This is a genomic window from Mangrovactinospora gilvigrisea, from assembly GCF_001879105.1.
GTDB lineage: Bacteria > Actinomycetota > Actinomycetes > Streptomycetales > Streptomycetaceae > Mangrovactinospora > Mangrovactinospora gilvigrisea.
Map to the genome: position 1 here is coordinate 1 of NZ_MLCF01000115.1, position 21,095 is coordinate 21,095.

The 21,095-nt window shown below is 73.2% G+C and carries 19 protein-coding genes, 1 tRNA gene and 1 pseudogene; 13 read left to right on the forward strand and 8 right to left on the reverse strand.

Going from position 1 to position 21,095, the window contains the following annotated elements; translation table 11 throughout:
* Positions 1 to 183: 183 nt before the first annotated feature.
* On the reverse strand, positions 184 to 903 hold the full coding sequence (locus tag BIV57_RS18390; protein ID WP_071657940.1) for a TetR/AcrR family transcriptional regulator: 720 nt from the start codon (positions 901 to 903) through the stop codon (positions 184 to 186).
* A gap of 160 nt (positions 904 to 1,063) precedes the next feature.
* On the opposite strand from BIV57_RS18390, the gene BIV57_RS18395 reads away from it, so the two are divergent.
* From BIV57_RS18395 to BIV57_RS18415, 5 genes are all read left to right on the forward strand, one after another.
* A complete protein-coding gene (locus BIV57_RS18395; protein WP_071657941.1) occupies positions 1,064 to 2,719 on the forward strand; it encodes a carboxyl transferase domain-containing protein in 1,656 nt (551 codons plus the stop codon).
* An 18-nt stretch (positions 2,720 to 2,737) separates the two neighbouring features.
* Entirely contained in the window at positions 2,738 to 4,822 is a 2,085-nt protein-coding gene (locus tag BIV57_RS18400) for an ATP-binding protein (RefSeq protein ID WP_071657942.1), read from the forward strand.
* A 41-nt stretch (positions 4,823 to 4,863) separates the two neighbouring features.
* Positions 4,864 to 5,853 (forward strand): hydroxymethylglutaryl-CoA lyase, encoded by a 990-nt coding sequence (locus tag BIV57_RS18405; protein ID WP_071657968.1) that lies wholly within the window; start codon positions 4,864 to 4,866, stop codon positions 5,851 to 5,853.
* Positions 5,846 to 7,006 carry an acyl-CoA dehydrogenase family protein gene (locus tag BIV57_RS18410; RefSeq protein WP_107409617.1) on the forward strand — a complete coding sequence of 387 codons (1,161 nt, stop codon included), beginning with the start codon at positions 5,846 to 5,848 and terminating at the stop codon, positions 7,004 to 7,006. The genes BIV57_RS18405 and BIV57_RS18410 overlap by 8 nt, the downstream gene beginning before the upstream one ends.
* Before the next feature lie 117 nt (positions 7,007 to 7,123).
* Complete coding sequence (locus BIV57_RS18415; protein ID WP_071657944.1) at positions 7,124 to 8,491, forward strand: FAD-binding oxidoreductase; 1,368 nt, start codon at positions 7,124 to 7,126, stop codon at positions 8,489 to 8,491.
* A 72-nt stretch (positions 8,492 to 8,563) separates the two neighbouring features.
* On the opposite strand, the gene BIV57_RS18420 is transcribed toward BIV57_RS18415, so the two are convergent.
* The 3 genes from BIV57_RS18420 to BIV57_RS18430 form a co-directional block, all read right to left on the reverse strand.
* Positions 8,564 to 8,956: a YciI family protein gene (locus BIV57_RS18420; RefSeq protein ID WP_071657969.1), complete on the reverse strand. Its 393-nt coding sequence runs from the start codon at positions 8,954 to 8,956 to the stop codon at positions 8,564 to 8,566.
* 47 nt (positions 8,957 to 9,003) lie between these two features.
* Positions 9,004 to 9,597 carry an oligoribonuclease gene (gene orn / locus BIV57_RS18425; RefSeq protein WP_071657945.1) on the reverse strand — a complete coding sequence of 198 codons (594 nt, stop codon included), beginning with the start codon at positions 9,595 to 9,597 and terminating at the stop codon, positions 9,004 to 9,006.
* A gap of 160 nt (positions 9,598 to 9,757) precedes the next feature.
* Positions 9,758 to 11,185: a GlxA family transcriptional regulator gene (locus BIV57_RS18430; protein WP_079170458.1), complete on the reverse strand. Its 1,428-nt coding sequence runs from the start codon at positions 11,183 to 11,185 to the stop codon at positions 9,758 to 9,760.
* Positions 11,186 to 12,209: 1,024 nt separating this feature from the next.
* On the opposite strand from BIV57_RS18430, the gene BIV57_RS18435 reads away from it, so the two are divergent.
* The 3 genes from BIV57_RS18435 to BIV57_RS25350 all read left to right on the forward strand — a co-directional run bounded on the left by BIV57_RS18435 (position 12,210) and on the right by BIV57_RS25350 (position 14,616).
* Complete coding sequence (locus BIV57_RS18435) at positions 12,210 to 12,791, forward strand: universal stress protein (RefSeq protein ID WP_071657946.1); 582 nt, start codon at positions 12,210 to 12,212, stop codon at positions 12,789 to 12,791.
* A 96-nt stretch (positions 12,792 to 12,887) separates the two neighbouring features.
* Positions 12,888 to 12,963: transfer RNA gene (locus BIV57_RS18440), tRNA-His, on the forward strand.
* Between the two features lie 243 nt (positions 12,964 to 13,206).
* Entirely contained in the window at positions 13,207 to 14,616 is a 1,410-nt protein-coding gene (locus BIV57_RS25350; RefSeq protein WP_245797795.1) for a serine/threonine-protein kinase, read from the forward strand.
* Positions 14,617 to 14,666: 50 nt separating this feature from the next.
* On the opposite strand, the pseudogene BIV57_RS18450 reads toward BIV57_RS25350, so the two are convergent.
* Positions 14,667 to 15,705 (reverse strand): annotated as a pseudogene (locus BIV57_RS18450) (LacI family DNA-binding transcriptional regulator); the annotation flags it as partial.
* Between the two features lie 23 nt (positions 15,706 to 15,728).
* On the opposite strand from BIV57_RS18450, the gene BIV57_RS26175 reads away from it, so the two are divergent.
* Positions 15,729 to 15,857 carry a creatininase family protein gene (locus BIV57_RS26175; RefSeq protein WP_245797796.1) on the forward strand — a complete coding sequence of 43 codons (129 nt, stop codon included), beginning with the start codon at positions 15,729 to 15,731 and terminating at the stop codon, positions 15,855 to 15,857.
* Between the two features lie 23 nt (positions 15,858 to 15,880).
* Here BIV57_RS26175 and BIV57_RS18455 read toward each other — a convergent pair whose 3' ends face one another.
* Positions 15,881 to 16,615: a GntR family transcriptional regulator gene (locus BIV57_RS18455; protein WP_079170460.1), complete on the reverse strand. Its 735-nt coding sequence runs from the start codon at positions 16,613 to 16,615 to the stop codon at positions 15,881 to 15,883.
* A 470-nt stretch (positions 16,616 to 17,085) separates the two neighbouring features.
* Here BIV57_RS18455 and BIV57_RS18460 point away from each other — a divergent pair, with 470 nt between their 5' ends.
* The 4 genes from BIV57_RS18460 (at position 17,086) to BIV57_RS18470 (ending at position 20,437) form a co-directional block, all read left to right on the forward strand.
* The gene (locus tag BIV57_RS18460; RefSeq protein WP_071657949.1) at positions 17,086 to 17,793 is read left to right on the forward strand and encodes a hypothetical protein; all 708 of its coding nucleotides are present in this window, start codon (positions 17,086 to 17,088) and stop codon (positions 17,791 to 17,793) included.
* Positions 17,790 to 18,530, forward strand: coding sequence for an HAD family hydrolase (locus BIV57_RS18465; protein WP_071657950.1), 741 nt, complete (start codon positions 17,790 to 17,792; stop codon positions 18,528 to 18,530). Before BIV57_RS18460 ends, BIV57_RS18465 begins: the two co-directional genes overlap by 4 nt.
* A 442-nt stretch (positions 18,531 to 18,972) precedes the next feature.
* Positions 18,973 to 19,125, forward strand: a complete 153-nt coding sequence (locus BIV57_RS25355) for a hypothetical protein (protein ID WP_175548798.1) — start codon at positions 18,973 to 18,975, stop codon at positions 19,123 to 19,125.
* Between the two features lie 268 nt (positions 19,126 to 19,393).
* On the forward strand, positions 19,394 to 20,437 hold the full coding sequence (locus tag BIV57_RS18470; protein WP_071657951.1) for a helix-turn-helix domain-containing protein: 1,044 nt from the start codon (positions 19,394 to 19,396) through the stop codon (positions 20,435 to 20,437).
* 66 nt (positions 20,438 to 20,503) lie between these two features.
* Here BIV57_RS18470 and BIV57_RS18475 read toward each other — a convergent pair whose 3' ends face one another.
* Positions 20,504 to 20,758, reverse strand: a complete 255-nt coding sequence (locus BIV57_RS18475) for a type II toxin-antitoxin system RelE/ParE family toxin (protein WP_071657952.1) — start codon at positions 20,756 to 20,758, stop codon at positions 20,504 to 20,506.
* Positions 20,748 to 20,981 (reverse strand): hypothetical protein, encoded by a 234-nt coding sequence (locus BIV57_RS18480; protein ID WP_071657953.1) that lies wholly within the window; start codon positions 20,979 to 20,981, stop codon positions 20,748 to 20,750. Before BIV57_RS18480 ends, BIV57_RS18475 begins: the two co-directional genes overlap by 11 nt.
* Positions 20,982 to 21,095: the final 114 nt, after the last annotated feature.

Here is a 21,095-nt window from a genome sequence, read left to right on the forward strand (position 1 = left end):
GCGCTTCCTTCGGTCTGCCTTTCGGCTTGCCCTCCGGGCGCTTCGTTCTGGTGTTTACTCTACCAGACTTTCTCGGCGGTGATTTTCGCTTTCGCGTTCTCATCGCGTCGAACAACATCCGCTTTCGCGGCGTCGGTCTGGGGGGAGCAACCCGGAGAACGTTAGGGGAACCGAGGGGGCAGGTCAAATCGAGGCGAGGGCGCCGTGGGCGAGGCGCTGGAGGAGGTCGTCCATGCCGGCGCGGTCGGGGGCCGGGTGGACGGAGTAGGGGGTGGAGTTGATGAGGCCGAAGACCGCGTGGACGGCCGCGCGGGCCAGGTCCTCCTCGGGTTCGGTCGCTCCCCCGTCGGGGCCCCCGCCGACTCTCCCGGCCGCGGCCGCAGAACCAGCAGAACCAGCGGAACCACCGGAAGCCGCGGAACCTGCGGAAGCCGCGGCGATGCGCTCGGGGTAGGTCTTGGCGACCACGTCCACCCAGAGCTCGACGTACTGGCGCTGGAGCCGGCGGACCCGCTTGCGGTCGGCGTCGGAGAGGTGGGCGAGCTCCCGGCCGTGCAGGGTGATGAGGTCCGGCGAGTCCAGGGCGAAGGCGACGTGCCACCGGATGAGGGCGTCGAGGGCGCTCGCGGGGTCCGCGGCCTGGGCGACCTTCTTGGTCCCCTCGTCGAGGAGCCGCTCGCTGATGCCGACGAGCAGCTCGGCGAGCATCGCCTTCTTCCCGCGGAAGTGGCGGTAGAGGCCGGGGCCGGTGATGCCGACGGCGCCGCCGATCTCGTCGACGCCGACGCCGTGGTAGCCGCGGGCGGCGAAGAGCCGGGCGGCCGCGGCGAGGATCTCCTCGCGCCGGGACGCGGCCCCGGGGCGTTCGGCTCCTTCGGGGGGCTGCGCGGGGCTACTCGTCATGAGCGGATTCTAGACAGCTCAGTGAGCGCTCGTTAACCTTCATGCAAGGTGTTAACGGAGGCTAACCACGCTCTCGGACGCGTCCCGCAAGGGCCGCGCCCAGCCTGCGTGGTTGTCTGGTGGTTCCTCGTCACACTGCTCCGATCTGGGGGTTTGACGGATGGTCAGGCACTACGGCGGCGATGGCGCAGGTCCGGTGCTGCGCGGCCGGGCGGATCCGGAGGGTCCGGACGGCAAGCGCAACCGGGCGGCTCACGAGGCTCTGACGGCAGAGCTCCGGGAGCGGCTCGCGGTGGCCGCGGTGGGCGGCGGCACGCCGTCGTCCGAGCGGGCCCGGGCCCGGCACACCTCGCGCGGCAAGCTGCTGCCGCGCGACCGGGTGGATCGGCTGCTCGACCCGGGCTCCCCCTTCCTGGAGCTGTCGCCGCTCGCCGCGGACGGGATGTACGAGGGCGCCGCCCCGGCGGCCGGCATCATCACCGGGGTGGGCCGGGTGGCCGGCCGCGAGGTGGTGGTGGTCGCCAACGACGCCACCGTCAAGGGCGGCACCTACTACCCGATGACGGTGAAGAAGCATCTGCGCGCCCAGCAGGTGGCGCTGGAGAACCGGCTGCCGGCCGTCTACCTCGTCGACTCGGGCGGGGCGTTCCTGCCGCTGCAGGACGAGGTCTTCCCGGACCGCGAGCACTTCGGGCGCATCTTCTACAACCAGGCGACGATGTCCGCGCAGGGCATCCCGCAGATCGCCGCGGTGATGGGGTCGTGCACGGCCGGCGGGGCGTACGTCCCGGCAATGAGCGACGAGGCGGTGATCGTCCGCAACCAGGGGACGATCTTCCTCGGCGGGCCGCCGCTGGTGAAGGCGGCCACCGGCGAGGTGGTCACCGCGGAGGAGCTGGGCGGCGGCGATGTCCACTCCCGCACCTCCGGGGTCACCGACCACCTCGCCGAGGACGACGCGCACGCGCTGCGGATCGTCCGGCGGATCGTCGGGACGTGCGCCCCGAAGGCGGCCCGGCCGTGGGAGGTCCGGCCGGTGGAGGAGCCGTCGGCTGATCCGTCGGAGCTGTACGGGGTGGTGCCGGTGGACGCCCGCACCCCCTACGACATCCGCGAGGTGATCGCCCGCCTCGTCGACGGCAGCCGGTTCTCCGAGTTCAAGGCCGAGTACGGGACGACACTGGTCACCGGGTTCGCCCGGGTGCACGGCCACCCGGTGGGGATCGTCGCCAACAACGGCATCCTCTTCTCCGAGTCGGCGCAGAAGGGCGCGCACTTCGTCGAGCTGTGCGACCAGCGCGGCATCCCGCTGCTGTTCCTGCAGAACATCTCGGGCTTCATGGTGGGCCGGCAGTACGAGGCCGGGGGCATCGCCAAGCACGGCGCCAAGATGGTGACGGCGGTGGCCTGCACCCGGGTGCCGAAGCTGACGGTCGTGGTCGGCGGCTCCTACGGGGCCGGCAACTACTCGATGTGCGGGCGGGCCTACGGCCCCCGCTTCATGTGGATGTGGCCGAACGCCAAGATCTCGGTGATGGGCGGCGAGCAGGCCGCGTCCGTGCTGGCCACGGTGAAGCGGGACCAGCTGGAGGCGCGCGGCGAGGAGTGGCCCGCGGCCGACGAGGAGGAGTTCCGCCGCCCGATCCGGGCCACCTACGACCACCAGGGCAACGCGTACTACGCCACGGCCCGGCTGTGGGACGACGGCGTCATCGATCCGCTGGACACGCGGACCGTGGTGGGTCTGGCGCTGAGTGCGTGCGCCAACGCGCCGCTTGCTGACCATGCGCCGGGCTACGGCGTCTTTCGAATGTAGAAGGCGGGGTTGTTCGGAGTGTTCGGGTCGGTGCTGGTGGCGAACCGCGGCGAGATCGCGGTCCGGGTGGTGCGGACGCTGCGCCGGCTGGGCGTGCGGTCGGCGGCGGTGTACTCCTCGGACGACGCGGGGGCGCGGCATGTCCGGGAGGCGGATGCGGCGGTGCGGCTGCCCGGCGGCGCCGGGGCCGCCGCGTACCTGGACGGGGACGCGCTGGTGGCGGCCGCTCGGGCGGCGGGCGCCGAGGCGGTGCACCCCGGCTACGGCTTCCTGGCGGAGAACGCCGGGTTCGCCGCCGCGGTGGAGGCGGCCGGGCTGGTGTGGGTCGGGCCGCCGGCGTCCGCGGTGGAGCTGATGGGCGACAAGATCCGCGCCAAGGAGGCGGCGGAGCGGGCCGGGGTGCCGGTGGTCTCCGGCTCGGGCACCGCGGTGCTGGACGACGCCGGGCTCGCCGAGGCCGCGGCGGGGATGCTCGCCGCCGGGACGGCGGTGCTGCTGAAGCCGTCGGCCGGCGGGGGCGGCAAGGGCATGCGGGTGGTGCGCGCCGAGGACGGGCTGGCGGAGGCGATCGCCGCGGCCCGGCGCGAGGCACGGGCGTCCTTCGGGGACGACACGCTGATGGTGGAGCGGCTCATCGAGGGGCCGCGCCACATCGAGGTGCAGGTGCTGGCGGACCGTCACGGCCGGGTGGTGCACCTGGGCGAGCGGGAGTGCTCGCTGCAGCGCCGCCACCAGAAGGTGGTGGAGGAGGCGCCCTCCCCGCTGCTGGCGGAGCTGCCGGAGGTGCGGGCCCGGATGGGCGCGGACGCGGTGCGGGTGGCGCGGGAGTGCGGCTACACCGGCGCGGGGACGGTGGAGTTCATCGTCCCGGGCGGCGATCCGGGGGCGTACGCGTTCATGGAGATGAACACCCGGCTGCAGGTGGAGCACCCGGTGACGGAGTTCGTCACCGGGCTGGACCTGGTGGAGTGGCAGCTGCGGGTGGCGGCCGGCGAGGCGCTGCCGGAGGCGGTCTTCGACCAGGGGGCGCTGGAGGAGCGGATCGCCGCCGGGGGCCATGCGGTCGAGGCGCGGGTGTGCGCGGAGGACGCGTCCCGCGGCTTCCTGCCGACCGGCGGGCGGGTGCTGGCGCTGGCGGAGCCGTCCGGGGACGGGGTGCGGGTGGACTCGGGCCTGGACGTCGGCGCCGAGGTGGGCTCGGAGTTCGACCCGATGCTGGCGAAGGTGGTGGCGCACGGCGCGGACCGGCCGGAGGCGCTGCGCCGGCTGCGGGCGGCGCTGGCCGGGTGGTCGCTGCTGGGCGTGGTGACCAACGCCGGTTTCGTGCGCGGGCTGCTGGCCGATTCGGATGTGGCGGCGGGCCGCCTGGACACCGGGCTGGTGGAGCGGGTCGCGGGCGTGGTGCCGGTGCCGTGCTCCATGGCGGAGGTGCTGGTGGCGGCCGCGGTGGCGCGGCAGTCGGGGCTGGCGCCGGTGGCGGACGGGGACGGCTGGGTCGACCCGTTCGCGGTGCCGTCGGGCTGGCGCCCGGGCGGGACGGCGTGGACGGTGCACGAGCTGGAGCCGCCGGCCGGTCCGGGCGACGGCGGCGAGGGCCCGGTGGAGGTGCGGGTCCGTCCGGTGCGCGGGGACGCGGGGGCGTTCGAGGTGGTGGTCGGCGGCGGCGAGCCGTCGGCGGTGCGGGCGGGCCTGGACGGCGGGGTGCTGGCGGTCGAACGGGACGGCGTGCGGCGGGAGTTCTCGCTCGCCGTGGACGACGGCTCGGGCGTGGTGTGGCTGGGCCGGGAGGGCTGGGCCTGGCCGGTGCGGGCCTTCGACGCGGTGGACGCCGGCGCGGGCGCGTCCGGTGCGGGCACGGCGGGCGCGGGCGGCGGGCGGCTGCTGGCGCCGATGCCGGGGACGGTCGGGGTGCTGAAGGCCGCCGAGGGCGACCTGGTGGCGGAGGGTCAGACGGTGCTGGTGGTGGAGGCGATGAAGATGGAGCATCCGGTGGTCGCGCCGGTCGCCGGGCGGCTGGTGGAGCTGCGGGTGCGGGCCGGGGCGCGGGTGGCGATGGACGAGGTGCTGGCCGTGGTGGAGCCGGACGGGGGTGCGTCCGCATGAGCGGCGGGGTGCTGGGGCTGGGTCTGCCCGACCGGGTCGCGATGCCGCAGGGGCTCGCGGTGCCGGACGGCCTGCCGGCCCGGGTGCGGATCCACGAGGTGGGTCCGCGCGACGGGCTGCAGAACGAGAAGGCGATCGTCCCGGTCGAGGTGAAGGCGGAGTTCGTGCGCCGGCTGGCCGGCGCGGGCCTGCGGACGATCGAGGCGACGAGCTTCGTCCACCCCAAGTGGGTGCCGCAGCTGGCGGACGCGGAGCAGCTGATGCCGCTGCTGCGGGACCCGCGGGTCCAGCAGGACCTGGCGGACGTCGAGCTGCCGGTGCTGGTGCCCAACGAGCGCGGCCTGGACCGGGCACTGGAGCACGGGGTGGGGCGGGTGGCGGTCTTCGGCAGCGCCACCGAGTCGTTCGCCAGGGCCAACCTCAACCGGACGGTGGAGGAGTCGCTGGCGATGTTCGCGCCGGTGGTCGCCAGGGCCCGGGAGGCCGGCGTGCGGGTGCGCGGCTATCTGTCGATGTGCTTCGGCGACCCCTGGGAAGGGCCGGTGCCGGCCGCCCAGGTGGTGCGGGTCGGCAAGGCGCTGCTCGACGCGGGCTGCGAGGAGCTGAGCCTCGGCGACACCATCGGCGTCGCGACGGCCGGCCAGGTGGCCGTGCTGCTGCGGGAGTTCGCGGACGCCGGGGTCGGCACGGACCGGCTGGCCGTGCACTTCCACGACACCTACGGCCAGGCGCTGGCCAACACCCTGGAGGCGCTGCGCCGCGGAGTGACGGTGGTGGATGCCTCGGCGGGCGGCCTCGGCGGCTGCCCCTACGCCAGGAGCGCGACGGGGAACCTGGCGACCGAGGACCTGGTCTGGATGCTCGACGGGCTGGGGGTCGAGACGGGGGTCTCGCTGGATGCGCTCGCCGGGGTGAGCGCGTGGATGGCCGGGCAGTTGGGCCGTCCGAGCCCGTCGCGGGTGGTGCGGGCGCTGAGGGGTTCGTCGGATCGGGATGGTCGGGATGGCAGGGATGGAGCCGCAGATGCTTGATCACCGTTTGGCGCAGGAGCACGAGGAGCTGCGGCGCACCGTCGAGGAGTTCGCCCGCGAGGTGGTGGCGCCGAAGATCGGCGACTTCTACGAGCGGCACGCCTTCCCGTACGACATCGTCCGGGAGATGGGGCGGATGGGCCTGTTCGGGCTGCCGTTCCCCGAGGAGTACGGCGGCATGGGCGGCGACTACCTGGCGCTCGGCGTGGCGCTGGAGGAGCTGGCCCGGGTGGACTCCTCGGTGGCGATCACCCTGGAGGCGGCGGTCTCGCTGGGCGCGATGCCGATCTACCTGTTCGGCAGCGAGGAGCAGAAGCGGGAGTGGCTGCCGCGGCTGTGCTCCGGGGAGGCGCTGGGCGCGTTCGGGCTCACCGAGCCGGGCGGCGGCTCGGACGCGGGGGCGACGCGGACGACGGCCCGTCAGGACCCGGCCACCGGCGAGTGGGTGGTCAACGGGTCGAAGTGCTTCATCACCAACTCGGGGACGGACATCACCGCGCTGATCACGGTGACGGCGGTGTCGGCGGTCGGCGAGGACGGCAAGAAGGAGATCTCGGCGTTCCTGGTGCCGTCCGGGACGCCGGGGCTGACGGTGGCGCCGGGCTACTCCAAGGTGGGCTGGTGCGCCTCGGACACCCACGAGCTGTTCTTCGACGACGTGCGGGTGCCGGCCGACGCCATGGTGGGCGAGCGGGGCCGGGGCTACGCCGGGTTCCTGCGGATCCTGGACGAGGGCCGGATCGCCATCGCGGCGCTGGCGACGGGGCTGGCGCAGGGGTGCGTCGACGAGTCGGTGCGCTACGCCGGCGAGCGGCGGGCGTTCGGGAAGGCGATCGGGGAGTACCAGGCGATCGCGTTCAAGATCGCGGACATGGAGATGCGCGCGCACTTCTCCCGGCTGGGCTGGCGGGACGCGGCGAGCCGGCTGGTGCGGGGGGAGCCGTTCAAGCGGGAGGCGGCGCTGGCGAAGCTGTACGCGTCGGAGGCGGCGGTGGGCAATGCGCGGGAGGCCGCGCAGGTGTTCGGGGGGTACGGGTTCATGAACGAGTTCCCGGTGGGGCGGTTCTACCGGGACGCGAAGATCCTGGAGATCGGGGAGGGGACGAGCGAGGTGCAGCGGATGCTGGTGGCGCGGGGGCTCGGGGTCGGTTGACCGATCCGCTCGGCGCGGGCCCCGCCGCCCGGGGGCGGCGCGGGCTTCGCGCCCCCGGGGGCGGCGCGGCGCAGGGTAGCGTGCGGCCGAGTGGTTGATCTCGGCGGAGGAGCGCGCGTGGAGCGGGAGTTGGCGGGGCTGGCGGAGGCGCTGCCGGACGGGCGGCTGGTGACCGGGGCGGCGTCGCTGGAGGCGTACCGGCGGGACCGGGCGGGCCTGTCCACGGCCGGCGTGCCGCTGGCCGCGGTGCGGGCCCGCACGGTGGCGGACGTCTCCGCGGCGCTGGCGTGGGCGCACGAGCGGCGCGTCCCGGTGGTGCCGCGCGGCGCCGGGACGGGGCTGTCGGGGGGCGCGGACACCCCGGACGGCGCGCTGGTAGTCTCGCTCGCCGACATGACGGCGATCCGGGAGATCGATCCGGCGGACCAGGTGGCGGTGGTCGAGGCGGGAGTGGTCAATGCCGAGGTGAGCAGGGCCGCCGCGGAGTTCGGACTCTTCTATCCGCCGGATCCGTCGAGTTTCGAGATCTCGACGATCGGGGGGAACCTGGCCACCAATGCCGGCGGGCTGCGGTGCGTCAAGTACGGGGTGACGCGGGACTCGGTGCTCGGCCTGGAGGCGGTGCTCGCCGACGGGCGGGTGCTGCGCACCGGCGGGCGCACGGTGAAGGGCGTCGCCGGCTACGACCTGACGCGGCTGCTGGTCGGCTCGGAGGGCACGCTCGGCGTGATCACCTCGGCGGTGCTGCGGCTGCGGCCGCGTCCGCGGGGCGGCCCGGCGACGTTCGCCGCGGAGTTCCCGACGCTGGAGGCCGCGGGGGCGGCCGTCTCGGGGATCGTCCGGGTGGCGCGGCCGAGCCTGCTGGAGCTGCTCGACAACATGTCGATCAACCTGGTCGAGGACCATGCGCGGATGGATCTCGACCGGGCGGCGGAGGCGCTGGTGCTCGGTCAGGCGGACGGCCCCAACGCGGCGGAGGAGCTGGCGGCGATGGTGGCCGTGTGCCGGGACGCCGGGGCGGCGTCGGTGGTGGAGACGGACGATCCGGCGGACGCGGAGCTGATGCTGGGGGCGCGGCGGAAGCACTACGAGGCGTGCGAGGCGCGGGGGGTTCCGCTGGTGGACGATGTCGCGGTGCCGCGGAGCCGGATCGCGGAGATGCTGCGCGAGATCGACCGGGTGGGGCGGGAGTCGGGGCTGCTGGTGTCGACGGTGGGGCACGCGGGGGACGGGAACCTGCACCCGACGTTCATCCTGCGGAGGGACGCGGTGGCGGAGGAGGAGCCGCGGGCGTGGGCTGCGGCGGAGGAGATCTGCCGGGTGGCTCTGTCGATGGGTGGGACCGTGACGGGGGAGCACGGGGTGGGGGCGTTGAAGCGGGAGTGGGTGCGGGAGGAGTTGGGGGGTGTCGGGTTGGAGGTGCATCGCGCGGTGAAGGCGGCGCTGGATCCGCGGGGGATCCTGAACCCGGGGAAGGCGTTCTAAGCGGGGTTGCTGGTGCCGCCGCTCCGCCCCGGCACCCCGCCCGGGGCGGGTGCGGCGTCGGCACCGTCGGCCCTAGGCGGGCGGGGCTTCGGCCACCTGGCTGAGGGTGACGGGGATGTTGTTGGGGCGGGCGCCGGCGCCCGGGGAGGCGGAGACGCGGGCGGCGAGGGCGACGGCCCGGGCCTGGTCGGCGACGTCGATGAGCCAGTAGCCGACCAGGAACGGCGTCGACGGGCTCGCCGGGCCGGTCGTGACCAGCGGGTCGGCGCCGTCGCGGGCCTGAACGGTCGTCAGCGTCTCCGGGCCGGCGAGGCCCTGGTCGTCGACGAGCTCGCCGGAGGCGCGCAGTTCGGCGTCGAAGTCCTTCATCCACGTGACCATCGCGGACAGGTCCTCGGGCGAGTAGGCGGCCATCGCCGCGCCGAACTCGTCCGCTGTCGAGTACATCTGCATGAGGTAGCGCACCACCCCATGGTCGGCTGCCCGGCCGCGCTCGGCCGGGCGGCGCGCCGTCAGCCGCTGTGGTCGACGACGTGGCGGGCGGCGATCTTCTTGGCCGCCTCGGAGTCGGGGCCCGGCGCCGGCACCATCACGGCCTCGCGGTAGTAGCGCAGCTCGGCGATGCTCTCCCGGATGTCGGCGAGCGCCCGGTGGTTGCCGTTCTTCGCCGGGGCGCTGTAGTACGCCTTCGGGTACCAGCGGCGGGCCAGCTCCTTGATGGAGGAGACGTCGACCATCCGGTAGTGCAGATAGGAGTCGAGCTCGCCCATGTCGCGGGCGAGGAAGCCGCGGTCGGTGGCGATGCTGTTGCCGCAGAGCGGCGCCTTGCCGGCCTCCGGGACGAACTTCTTGATGTACGCCAGAACCTGGGCCTCGGCGTCGGCGAGGGTGGTGCCGTCCGCCAGCTCCTCCAGCAGGCCGGAGTTGGTGTGCATGCGGCGCACCACCTCGGGCATCTGCTCCAGCGACTCGGCCGGCGGGCTGATCACCACGTCCACGCCCTCGCCGAGGATGTTCAGCTCACCGTCGGTGACCAGGACGGCCACCTCGACGAGGGCGTCCCGGCCGAGGTCGAGCCCGGTCATCTCACAGTCGATCCACACCATCGGGTGGGCGGCGGCCCGCGCTTCACTCATGCCCTCACCCTAAGGCGTCCGCGCGGCGGGTCGGCCCGCCGCTGGGCCGCCGCGCGTGTTGTCCTATTTACCTTCTGATGACGGTGGGGGTGAGGGCCGATCCCCCTCCCCCGGGGGCCGCGGCCCCGCCTCAGCGGGGCCGGGCGTTCGGCAGCTGCCCGTCGACGCGCGCCGACGCCGTCCGCCGGGGCACCCGCGCCGAGGAGGACGGCGCCCGCCCGCGGCCCTGCTGGCGCGGGATGCGGGCGGCCGGGGCCGTCCCCGTCCCGTTGCCGGGCCCCGCGCCGGAGTCGTGGCCGCGCGGCACGTCGCCGGGCGCTCCGCCGGCGCCCGAGCCCGCCCCGGCCGTCAGCTGGCCGCCCGGGCCCCCGGACGGCAGCGACGGGCCGCCGCCGACCGGCCGCGGCTCCGGCAGCGGCGCGTCGACCGGCGGGGCGCCGCCCTGCTCGGCCCGCCGGGCGCGGAAGGTGGCCCGGTAGGTCGCCGGGGAGACGCCCAGCTGCCGGCGGAAGTGCCCGCGCAGCGCCACCGGCGAGCGGAATCCGCAGCGCTGCGCGACCTCCTCGATGGAGTGGTCGCCGGTCTCCAGCAGCCGCTGCGCCTGCAGCACCCGCTGGGTGATCAGCCACTGCAGGGGCGCGCTCCCGGTGAGCGTGCGGAACCTCCGGTCGAAGGTGCGTCGCGACATGTAGGCGCGGTTGGCCAGCGCCTCGACGTCGAACTGCTCGTGCAGATGCTCCAGCGCCCAGGCGACGACCTCCGCGAGGGGGTCGCCGCCCATCTCCTCCGGTAAAGACCTGTCGAGGAGGGGGGCGCGGCTGTCGGTGCGCCGGGCCGGGAGCACCAGTCGGCGGGCGAGGGCTCCCGCCGCGTCGGCGCCGTGGTCGGACCGGACGATGTGCAGGCACAGGTCGATGCCGGAGGCGGTGGTGGAGCTGGTCATCACGCCGCCGTCGTCGACGAACGCCTCCCGGGGGTCGACATGGACGTCCGGGTAGCGCTTGGCGAGGGTGGGCGCGTACATCCAGTGGGTGGTGGCGGCGCGGCCGTCCAGCAGGCCGGCCGCGGCCAGCACGAAGGCACCGGTGCACAGGCCGACGATGCGGGCGCCCTCGGCGTGCGCCTGGCGCAGCGCCTCGAGGATCTCGGCGGGCGGCGGGGAGCTGATGGAGCGCCAGGAGGGGACGACCACCGTGCCCGCGCGCGCGAGCGCCTCCATACCGTGCGGGGCGGTCAGCATCAGCCCGCCGGTGGTGCGCAGCGGCCCCTTCTCCCCGGCGCAGACCAGCAGCCGGTAGCGGGGGACGCCGGCCTCCTGCCGGTCGACGCCGAAGACGGACAGCGGGATCGAGCTCTCCAGGATCGGACCGCCGCCGAAGAGCAGGACGGCGACGTTCTCGCGGCGGCGGCGTCCGGCGAGCGCGCGCACCGCGCCCGCGCGTCCCGCGGTCGGGCCGGCCGGGGCGCCCTGGGACGGGGAGCCGGCGGCGGCGGCCTCCCCTCTGCCGGGCGGCGGTGCGGGCGGGCTCGGCGGGGTCGGGGCGCCCGTCGCGGGCATGGCTACGCCCGCGCCCGGACCTCCTCCCGCCGCGGCGATCACACCCGCGGCCGCGGTCGCCGCGGTACCGCTCGTGCTGTCCCTACCCATGGAGCCCTGCCCCCTCGATCGCAAAGTCGATCGCACCCCGGACCGCTGTGCGGTCCCCGGGCCCGTCCGCCGGCCCTGCACCGGCAACGGCCCACTGACGCAAGCTCAAATCCTTCTCTCCCTCAGGCCTGTTGAGCCATGTTCACCACCCGACGCTATGTCGACATGACCACTTCCACGTGCTTCATACGATCACGCAGACTCTCACCCGTCGAGTGTTCGTGGGAAGTACCCGCAGCGATGGGATTCAGCCCACGGCCGTCCCGCGCGCGAGGGCGCGCGCGGGCTCACGGTCCCGGCGCCATGGGATCCCGCTGCTGTCCCAACGCAACGACAGTACAAGGAAGTTGACGCGAGATTGACCGAAACTCGGCGGTCCGTCAGCTCCTCGGACGGGTGTTTACTCGCGCGGGTGTCCGAATCATGCGGTCGGGTGTGCGGGGCAGGACATTGTGGGGCGCTCCGACCCGGCGTCAAGCGCCCCCGCGCACGCCGCCGGAATCCCGGGGCAAGACCCATGCAGAGGGGGCCAAACGGGCTGATGCACGCCGGGGCGCACAGGCGCACAACGGCGCACAGCGGGGCCGGTCGCCACCGTCGGCTCCCGGTCTCCGTCCGCATCTCCGGGGGCATATGACGACGGCCGGGGCCCGCGGTGCCGCCGACTGGCCGGATCGCCGCGCCGCGGGGAGGGGGCGGAGCGCGCCCTTCCGCGCCCCCCGGCGCGCCGACCGTTGCGCTTCCGCCGGACCTCCGGCATAGTCCTGGCACCCGCTCCGCGGCGGCGGCGCGCGGTCGCCACAACGTGCCTGGGCCACGGTGCTTTGGCGCCGTAACCTTGGGCATGAGAGGGGTAATCCCCTCCCGGCCCACCTGGGAGATCCGCCTCGACCCGCAGGACAGTCCGCATCCCTCTGCCGAAACTTTGATCGACATGGCCGGTCACGAGCTCTCCGAACCCTCCGAAGGCAAGCGCCCTCCGCGCCCCTCCCCCGCGCGCGAGCCCGCCGCGCCGCTCGAACCCCTGCCCCTCGAACCCCTGCCCCTCGAACCCCTGCCCGCCGCCGAACCGACCTCCCGCCACGAGGTCGACCCGGCCTTCCGCCACGGCGTGGTGGTCGGCTTCGACGGCTCGGTCTCCAGCGAGCGCGCCCTCGCCTACGCCGTCGGGATGGCCCGACGCACCGGATCGGCCCTGGTCATCGTGCACGTCGCCAATCGGCTCCCGGCCACCGTGTGGGCCGGCTGCGAGCCGCCGGTCTTCGTGGACGTGCCCGACCACCGCACCGAGATCCTCGGCCTCGAACTGGCCTGCGCCGACTACCTCGACGAGATCCCCTGGATCCTGATCGAGCGCGGCGGTGACATCTGCCACGAGCTGGAGGAGGTCGGCCGCGAGTACGAGGCGGACGCCATCGTGGTCGGAGGCACCCACGGCTTCCTCGGCAAGCTCTTCGGCTCGGTCTCGGGGCGGCTCGCGCGGCGGGCCAACCGTCCCGTGGTGGTGATCCCCTGACCGCGGCGGCGGGACGGACCGAAAAGGGGTGCACGAGCACCCCTCCCGACCTTGTATAGTTCTTCATGGCCGAAGCACTCCGGTGCGCGGGCCGTGGTGGGTGTAGCTCAGCTGGTAGAGCACCTGGTTGTGGTCCAGGATGTCGCGGGTTCAAGTCCCGTCACTCACCCCAGGTGAAAGGCCCTTCGCGAGGATTCGCGCAGGGCCTTTTGTCCGTTCCGCCTCTTCCTTGGGAGAAATCCGGGAGAAGATCTTGGCGAACGGCCCCCACCGCTGAAGCCGGCCGGCGCCGTGGCGCGGTCGATGCCGGTCTGCCGGGACGCCGCGTTCGGGGCCGCAGATGCGCTGGCGGCCTCCCCGGATTGCTGGCAGGCTGCCAGGCCTCGGATGCATCTGATACGGGGGCGGCAAAACGGTGCGAGGGCGGATACTCGGGGGCCGGTACGCGCTGGAGCGGCAGATCGGCGAAGGCGGCATGGGCGAGGTCTGGGAGGCCCGCGACGACACGCTGGGGCGGCCGGTGGCGGTCAAGGTGATCACCCTGCTCTCTGGGAGCGGAAGTCGCGGCGACGAGGCCCGCGCCCGCTTCCTGCGCGAGGCCCGGATCACCGCCGCGCTGCAGCACCCCAACATCGTGACCGTGCACGACCTCGGAGAGGTCGGTGCGGCAGCCGGCGGAGCACCGTTCCTGGTCATGGAACTGCTGCGCGGCGAGTCCCTGCAGACCGTGACGGCCCGCGGCCCGGTACCGCTGCCGCAGGCGGCCCGGTGGGGCGCGCAGATCTGCGACGCGCTGGCCGAGGCGCACGCCGCCGGCATCCTGCACCGTGACATCAAGCCCTCGAACATCCAGGTCGCGTCCTCGGGAACGGTGAAGGTCCTCGACTTCGGCATCGCGAGGGCTGCCGATCCCTACGCGACCGCGCACCGACTCACCCAGACCGGATTCATCGTCGGCACGCCCCCGTACATGGCCCCGGAGCAAGCGCGCGGCCACCCGGAACCGCGCAGCGACCTTTACGCACTCGGCTGCCTGCTCTTCGAACTGATCACGGGCCGGCTCCCCTTCCAGTCCCCCGACACCATGGGCTACATCACCGCCCACCTCACCCAGGAGCCGCCCGCTCCCAGCTCAGTGCGCGGCGGCATCCCCGCGGCCTGGGACGAACTCGTGCTGAAGCTGCTGCGGAAGGACCCCGCACGGCGCTATGCCGACGCGCCCGCCCTCGCCCGCGCACTGCGGCGGCTGGAGTCCGCTCCCCTACCCGCCCGGACCGAGGCGCGGCGCGCGGAGGCCCTCACGGACCTCGCGACCGCACTGCGCCGGCTCGAACACCGGCGCGCAGCGACGCGGGCTGCCGCGAAGCAGACGGTCACCCGCCCCCCGGCCGCGGCCGGGCAGCCCTCGGCCGCCCCGCCGAAGCGGTGGACCCCCAGCATGATGAAGCGCACGGCGGTGCTCGTCCTCATCCTGGCGGCCATCGGCGGGTGGGTGCTGCTGCGCGGCAGCCCGAACGCCAAGGCGAAGTCCGCCTGCAGCCAGGCGTTTCAGGCTATCCAGGCCTTCGACCAGGAGTACCGCACCAGCCCCGGCTCCCTGGCCGTCGAGACGGAGCTGCAGGCCCCGGGGGCCACGCTGGGCGATCGACTCGCGGCGATGGCCGCCGCGCTGCCCACCTCGCCGACGGATACCCAGAACGTGACGATCACGCTCGGCAACCTCTCCCATACCTATCAGTCGTACGTAGGTGGCAGAGGCACCCGCGGCGACTACTACAACTCGTTCGTGAGCGCCTGCAAGGCCGTGGGCAGCTCTCCGTCGTGACTCCTGCCTCCCCAGGGGACGGCACCGGGCCGGAGCAGGTGCCGCCGGCCTCAGTCCCGGAGGAGCCGGTCGAGAGTCCGGACGGGAGAGGACGCGCTGAGCGCCTTCCGGGCGCGCAGCGACTCCGTCCACATCCCGGTGATCCCGTCCATGAGCCGCGCCCGCATGGCCGGGGTCACATGGGCGTAGCGGGCCGAGACCGAGCCGTCGCTGTGCCCCATGCGCTCATCCATGAGCACCTTTTCGGTGCCCAGCTGCTCCATGAGGGAGCGGTGGGTGTGGCGCAGCCCGTGCGGGGTCAGACCGCGGGCGATCGGCAACCAGGACGCATCCGCCCGCCCGGCCGCCCCCCGGCCGCGAACCGGCACGCCAGGCCATGGCTCGGCGAGCACCGGCACCGGGTGCGGCTCCATCGACGCGCCCCGGCTCGGGTACCAGCCCGAGACGGCGGGTGTGAAGACCCAGGACGCGAAGCTGCTGCGCCGCCAGTGCGCCATGGGCCTCCGCTCGGCGGGCCCCCGCCGGTAGCCGAGGTCCGCCTGGGCTCTGCGGATGCGGTCGGCTGTGGCCTCGGCGACCCGCTCGGGGTGGTTGAGCAGCGTCGAGACGGTGGCGCGGGCAACGCCAGCGCGGCGCGCGACGTCCTCCATCCGCACCGCCCCCTGGTAGCCGGGCTCGCCGCGCCCGCGAAAGGCGTAGGCGAGCCCGTGGCAGGGGCAGGGGCCGGCAGGGACCGTGGCCAGATGAGCCGTCAGGAGGCCGTCCAGCCACGGCGGGAGGTCGATCGCTCGGTAGGAGTCGTCCTTCGGCGGGCAGCGCAGCAACTCCCCGGTGTCCAACTGGTACAGCTGCCACTCCACGCGGACGGCGCCGGGCCGAAGGTACTCCCGCTCCAGGCCGACCAGCTCGCCCCAGCGCAGGCCGGTATAGGCGTCCAGGAGGACCAGGACCAACTCATCGTCGCGCCCGGACAGCAGCGCGGCCCGTTCGGCCGCCAGGAGGGCTCCCAGGGCCGTGGTTATGGCCTTCTCGGGGCCCCCGAGCTGGTGCGGCCCGGCTACGAGGACGCCGACCACGACGGAGGCGCGCGCCGATTCCTGCTGACGCTCGGGATGCAGGGATTCACCAAGAGCGGGGTGATCGGCTTCGCCTCGAAGGCGACCGCCGAGAAGGGACGCGCCGTGCTCGACAGCCTCACCGTGGCCTTCCAGAGCCACCTCGCGGCGCTGGACGAGACATGAACTCCGGCCGCCGTGCGCTCCGGTTACGCCTCGGGCAGCGGGAAGTCGTACTCCAGCGCGTACCGGGAGCCGTCCAGGACGGTCTCGCTGGCCTGGACCGCCAGGCCGTTCCGGTCGTAGTCCGTCCTGAGGATGGTGACGATCGGAACGGCGCCCTCGATCCGCATGTCCTCCGCTTCGGGACGGAACGGCATGCGTACCCGGATGACCTCGTTTGCCCTGGCCGGGGCGTGGCCGGCCTCGCGGAGCCGCGCCTCGGCGCCTCCCGGGCCGAAGTCCAACTCCGTGATCGACGCTTCCACGGCGAGGCCCATCGGGATGTACAGCGCGGAACGTCTCGTGGTGCTGACGCCCGCGTACTGCCGCTGGACGCGTCGGCACACCAACTCGCCCTCCCGGAGGCCCAGGGCGCGGGCGATGTGCTCCGGGGCGGTCACGTTGTCAGCGACCTCCTCGACGCCCACCATGCCCGCCGACGTCTCGTCGACCGCGGCGATGGCGGGATTCCGCGAGGCGTGGCGCGATACCCGCCGGGCGTCCCGGACGAACACCCCGACGCCCCGCCGAGTGAGGGTCAGGCCCTCGTCACGCAGCACGCGAAGCGCCTTGCGCGCGGTCTCGCGCGCCACCGAGTAGCGCTGCATGAGCTCGTTCTCGCCGGTAAGCTGCGCGCCGGCGGCCAGCCGACCGTCGATGATGCCCACGCGCAGCTCGTTGGCGATCCGCTCGTACGGCAGCGGCTTGCTCGGCACAGGCACCTCGATCCGTCTCGTCCATGGACAACCGACACGTTAGAGCATGGCGGGATTCGCATCCCGCTCTGCCAGCGAGGATGCCACGCTGAGCTGACGGGGAGCCCAGCTACTTCGATGAACTCCGGCGGCGCCGTACCTGTACCGCCGTGCCCGCGGCGAGCTCTGGAACCGCGTAGTACCTCGTCGACGGACACCCCGTCCGACGGGCGCCACGATCGCGTCGACCCCGGGGAGTTGAGTAGTCCGTGTCCACGTCATCACGGCCCCGCTGCATTGTCGATCCCGAGTTGCCCGCCGCAGAGCGGCAGTGCCTGGAGCAGACGCCCCTACACAGGGTGCCGCCGTCTTATCCGAAGCGCCCCGCAAAGCCCGACTGGGCCCCGCCCGGGCCCGGCAAGCGAATGGTGGACAACGGCGGGGTTCTCTGGTTCGTCGCCGGGGCCGGGCCAGTATCGCGAGCATTCGCCTGGTGGATGTTCAGCTTCGACTCAGTCGTCGCGACGGTTCTGGGCGCCGTGGCGTGCCTGGTGGCCGCCGGCGCGGGGCTGTCCCTGATCGGCCTCCTCGCGGACGTCACTCACGGCACCGTCTCGGTGAACGACATCGACCGGGAGCACTACCGCGCCTGGAAGCTAGCCCTGGCCTCCCGGGTCCGCTACATCGACCCCCGCACCCTGCCCGACAAGGACCGCGGCCTCGTCGAGCGCGCCCAGAACAGCGTGGACACGGTGCTGCACTCCGAGGCCCACAGGACCAGAGCCATCGACCGGATCCGGAACCAGGTCGAGCTCCCGGATCAGCTCTGGCGCATCGCCAAGGACCTAGTCGACCTCCAGCCCCATCAGCAGGACCTCGACAACGCCCGCGTCGCCGTCACGAGCAACGACGGCCGCGCGGCACTCGGCCGCCGCCGCGAACAACTGGCCACCGCCCACAAGGCCATCGAGGAGCGCGTAGCCAAACTCGACCGCTACGCCGCCCGCGTCATCGAGGTCGACCGCCGGCTCGCCGAAGTCCGGGCACTGGAGCAGCTTGGCACCGAGGGCGGCGCCCAGGACGTCGTCGCCCGCATCACCGCCACCGACGCCGACGCGAAGTACCTCGACACCCTCGACACGGACGCCGTCCAAGCCCTGAAGGCGAGCGTCGAGGCGGCCCGAGAGGCGGCGATGTGGATATGAGCGGCGGCGAGCCCGCAGTTCGCGGCCTGATCCTGGATTTCGGTGGGGTGTTGACGACCAGCATGCGGCAGAACGCGCTCGCCTTCGAGCGCTCGGAAGGACTGCCACCCGGCGCCTACCTCCGCGCCCTCGCGGTAGACCCCGACTGCATCGATGTCTACGCCGCCCTGGAGGTGGGTCGCGCGACGCAGCAGGACTGGAACGAGGTCGTCGGCCGTACCCTCGGCCTCGACCCGACCAACCTCATGCGCCGCGCCCTCGCGAACCTCCGCCTCGACCCGGCGATGGTCGATGTGGTGCGCCGAGCCCGCGCCAGAGGCGTCAAGACCGCGATCCTCTCCAACTCCTTCGGCCTGGAGCCGTTCGACCCGTATCGGGAGCTCGGCGTCGAGGCGGAGTTCGATGCCTTGGTGCTGTCCGAGGTCGAGCACGTCCGGAAGCCGTCCCCGGAGATCTACGTCCACGCGCTGGCCACGCTCGGCCTGGCCGGCGAGGTGTGCCTGTTCGTCGACGACACGGCGGTGAACCTGCCGCCAGCCGCTGCGGTCGGGATGCGCGTACTCCATCATGTGGATCCGGCGGCGACCTGCAGGACGTTGAACCGCCTCCTCGACGGTCTTGCCAGCATGGAGGACGCCGATCCGCCCGGCGCCACTGCACATTCCCGATCCATGGCGTCCGGAAGGCGCCAAGTACTACCGACGGTAGTCAATACCGCACAATCAACCGACAGCTGATGTCATGTCAGCTGCCAAATGGTGGCGTTTACCTCGGGATTGGTCGCCCCTGGCATATGCGGTGGGCTCAGCGTACGAGGTCGAGCAACCACCGAGTGCGGTACACAAGCCCTGCGACGTCCCTCGTTCGGAAAGTCGACGGAAGTTTTCTCGCTCGCCCCAGGAACGGCCATTCACCACTCTGCGACACGCTAGCCTCGGAGAAAACCGAACAGCCCCCGCGGCTCACGACCCGTCAAGTTGCTTGCAGGCAGCACGGGTTCGCGAGTGCGCGGGGGCGCAGTCATCGGCAATCCGAACAGGAGGACGCGTGTACCCCCGCCCGAAAACCGCCGACCAGGGCCAACGCCCCGGTGACGATGGTGAAGTTACCATCTCCGGCCGAATCTGGAACCCCCGTGATGTCCGGTCATGGGGCGTTGCGTTGGAAGTCAACGTCGGAGTGGGCTCGTTGATAGGGCTGGTGGCCGTCCTGGCCGCCTGGCTCAACCACGACACCGTCGGGGTGCTGAACGTGGTCAGCACCCTGCCCGTGGTCGTGGCCGCCAATCGCTCCTACGTCCGCTACCAGCGGATCTGGCGCCGACTGCGCTGACCGGCGGCCCTTCCGGCCCGGGGCATGGCGTCCCGGGCCGGAAGGGCCGGCCAACCTCATGCTCCGTGCCTCCGCCCGGAGGAATCTCCGCCGGGCCGTCATCGCGCATCCCCTCGCCGTCGCCCACGCCAGGAACGAAAGGCGCAGCTCAGTGAGTTCCAGCAGAACCAGCGGCGTCCATGGCCCCATTGGACGCGCCGGCGGATCCCGGCCATCCGGATCCGCACGCCTCTCCATACCCCGCCCCCCGCAGGAGCGGTGCATACGCTTGGACGGCGAGCTCTTGACGGCCTCCGAGATCGCCGCCCGCCTCGCGGCCAAGAGCAACGCCGCCGTCGGCGAACTCGACCTCGCCGAACCGACGGCTGCCCTGGCCTTCGCCGCCGACCTCATCGAAGATGTCATCGACCTGGCCGCAGTCAGCGCCTACACGGCACGGCAGGACGGCGTCGAATGGGCGGTCATCGCCGAAGCCGCCCGGCTGCGAACCGACACGGCCCGCTACCGCTGGGGCAACGACAAGGCGGCGAAGAGGGCTCGCGGGTACCTGAAGCGGAGGCGCCTGGCCGCGCCCGCCCCCGTGGACGGCGAGCCGCCGGCCGGCTCCGCCATGTCATCCCGTCCGACGGACCGCTCCCAGCGGCAGTTGTGCGCCGCGCTCTCGCAGATGCGGATCCGCAGCGGCTGCCGACTCGCGGAGATCGCCGAGGCGACCGGGCGGCACAAGTCCTCGATCTCCCGGCTGCTGCGGGGCGGGCGCCTCCCGACCTGGGAGACCTGCGTGGCCATTGCCCGGGCCTGCGGCGCGGACCCCGAGGACCTGCGCCACCTCTGGCTCGCCGCGAACGGCGTCGTCCCCGACCCCATCCTGGGGCACGAGGAGGCGGCGCTGGCCGGGGCCCGCACCGCCCTCGTGCATGCCCTGAACGGCCTGCGCCTGGCCGCGGGCGAACCCGACTACGCCACGATCGCAGGGCTGGCCAAGGGCGAAAAAGTGGATCCGGGAGACGCCCCGGCCCACTGGTTGGCCTACGACCCGGTCGAGGCCATCGAGGCCGGCGATCTCGACCTGGCTGTCTTCGAGATGGCAGGTGGTGTCGAGGGCATCCGGCGCGTGTTCGAACCGAACATGGCGTCCGACTGGATCCCCCCGTGGAAGCTGCTCGCGGTGATCGTCACCGCGCTCGATGGCGACCCGAAGGTCATCAAACCGCTCTGGAAGCAGCTGAAGTTCACCCGGGACGGCAGTTGGTCCCAGGCGGAGCCGCACACCTGGACGCGATGGGGCACCCCGGGACGCCAGACCTGGTGACCAGGCGCGCCGACGCCGACAGCCTTCGCCTCGGGAACCTTCAGCGGTCCACGGGCCCGCCGGGTATCACGCCTCGATGTAGGCGACGACCACGATCGTCCGAAGGGCGGTGAGGAAATAGAGGATCCGGACGTGCTCGTCGTGGCGGTAGTCGCGGAAGCCGTTGGGAAGCTGCTCGCCGAGGTCGGGCGCTACGGCTAGGGCGGCCAAAGCCCGCTCGACGGCAAGGACTTCCTGCGGGGCGAGCTTCTCGACCTGGGCCTCGGCCTCTTCCGAGAGGCGGATCGCAGCGCGCCGCGGTTGCCCGTGTTTAGGCGACATGCCCGTGATTGCCACCGCCGAGGTGCTTGGCCCACAGGCGCTCACTGATGTCCTCCCACGACGCGCAGTCGGCCGGCTCCGGGAATCCCTCCTGGGCGGTCCGCTCGAAGAGCTGCGCCAGCGCCTCGTTGCCGCGGGCCCGCTCAGCGGCGGCGTCGCGCCGAAGTGCGGCCTGCTGCCGCTCCGTCAGCTGGGGGGCAGGGTCGGCTTCCTCGACAGGCATGGCGGCGCCTCCTCGACGGCCTGACGCCGACGCGCGGTGCGCCGACTCGTGAAGAGCTGTCTGCCCCAAACCGTACGCCGCTCGACGCCCCGCAGAGGCGAGTCCGCCAAGCCG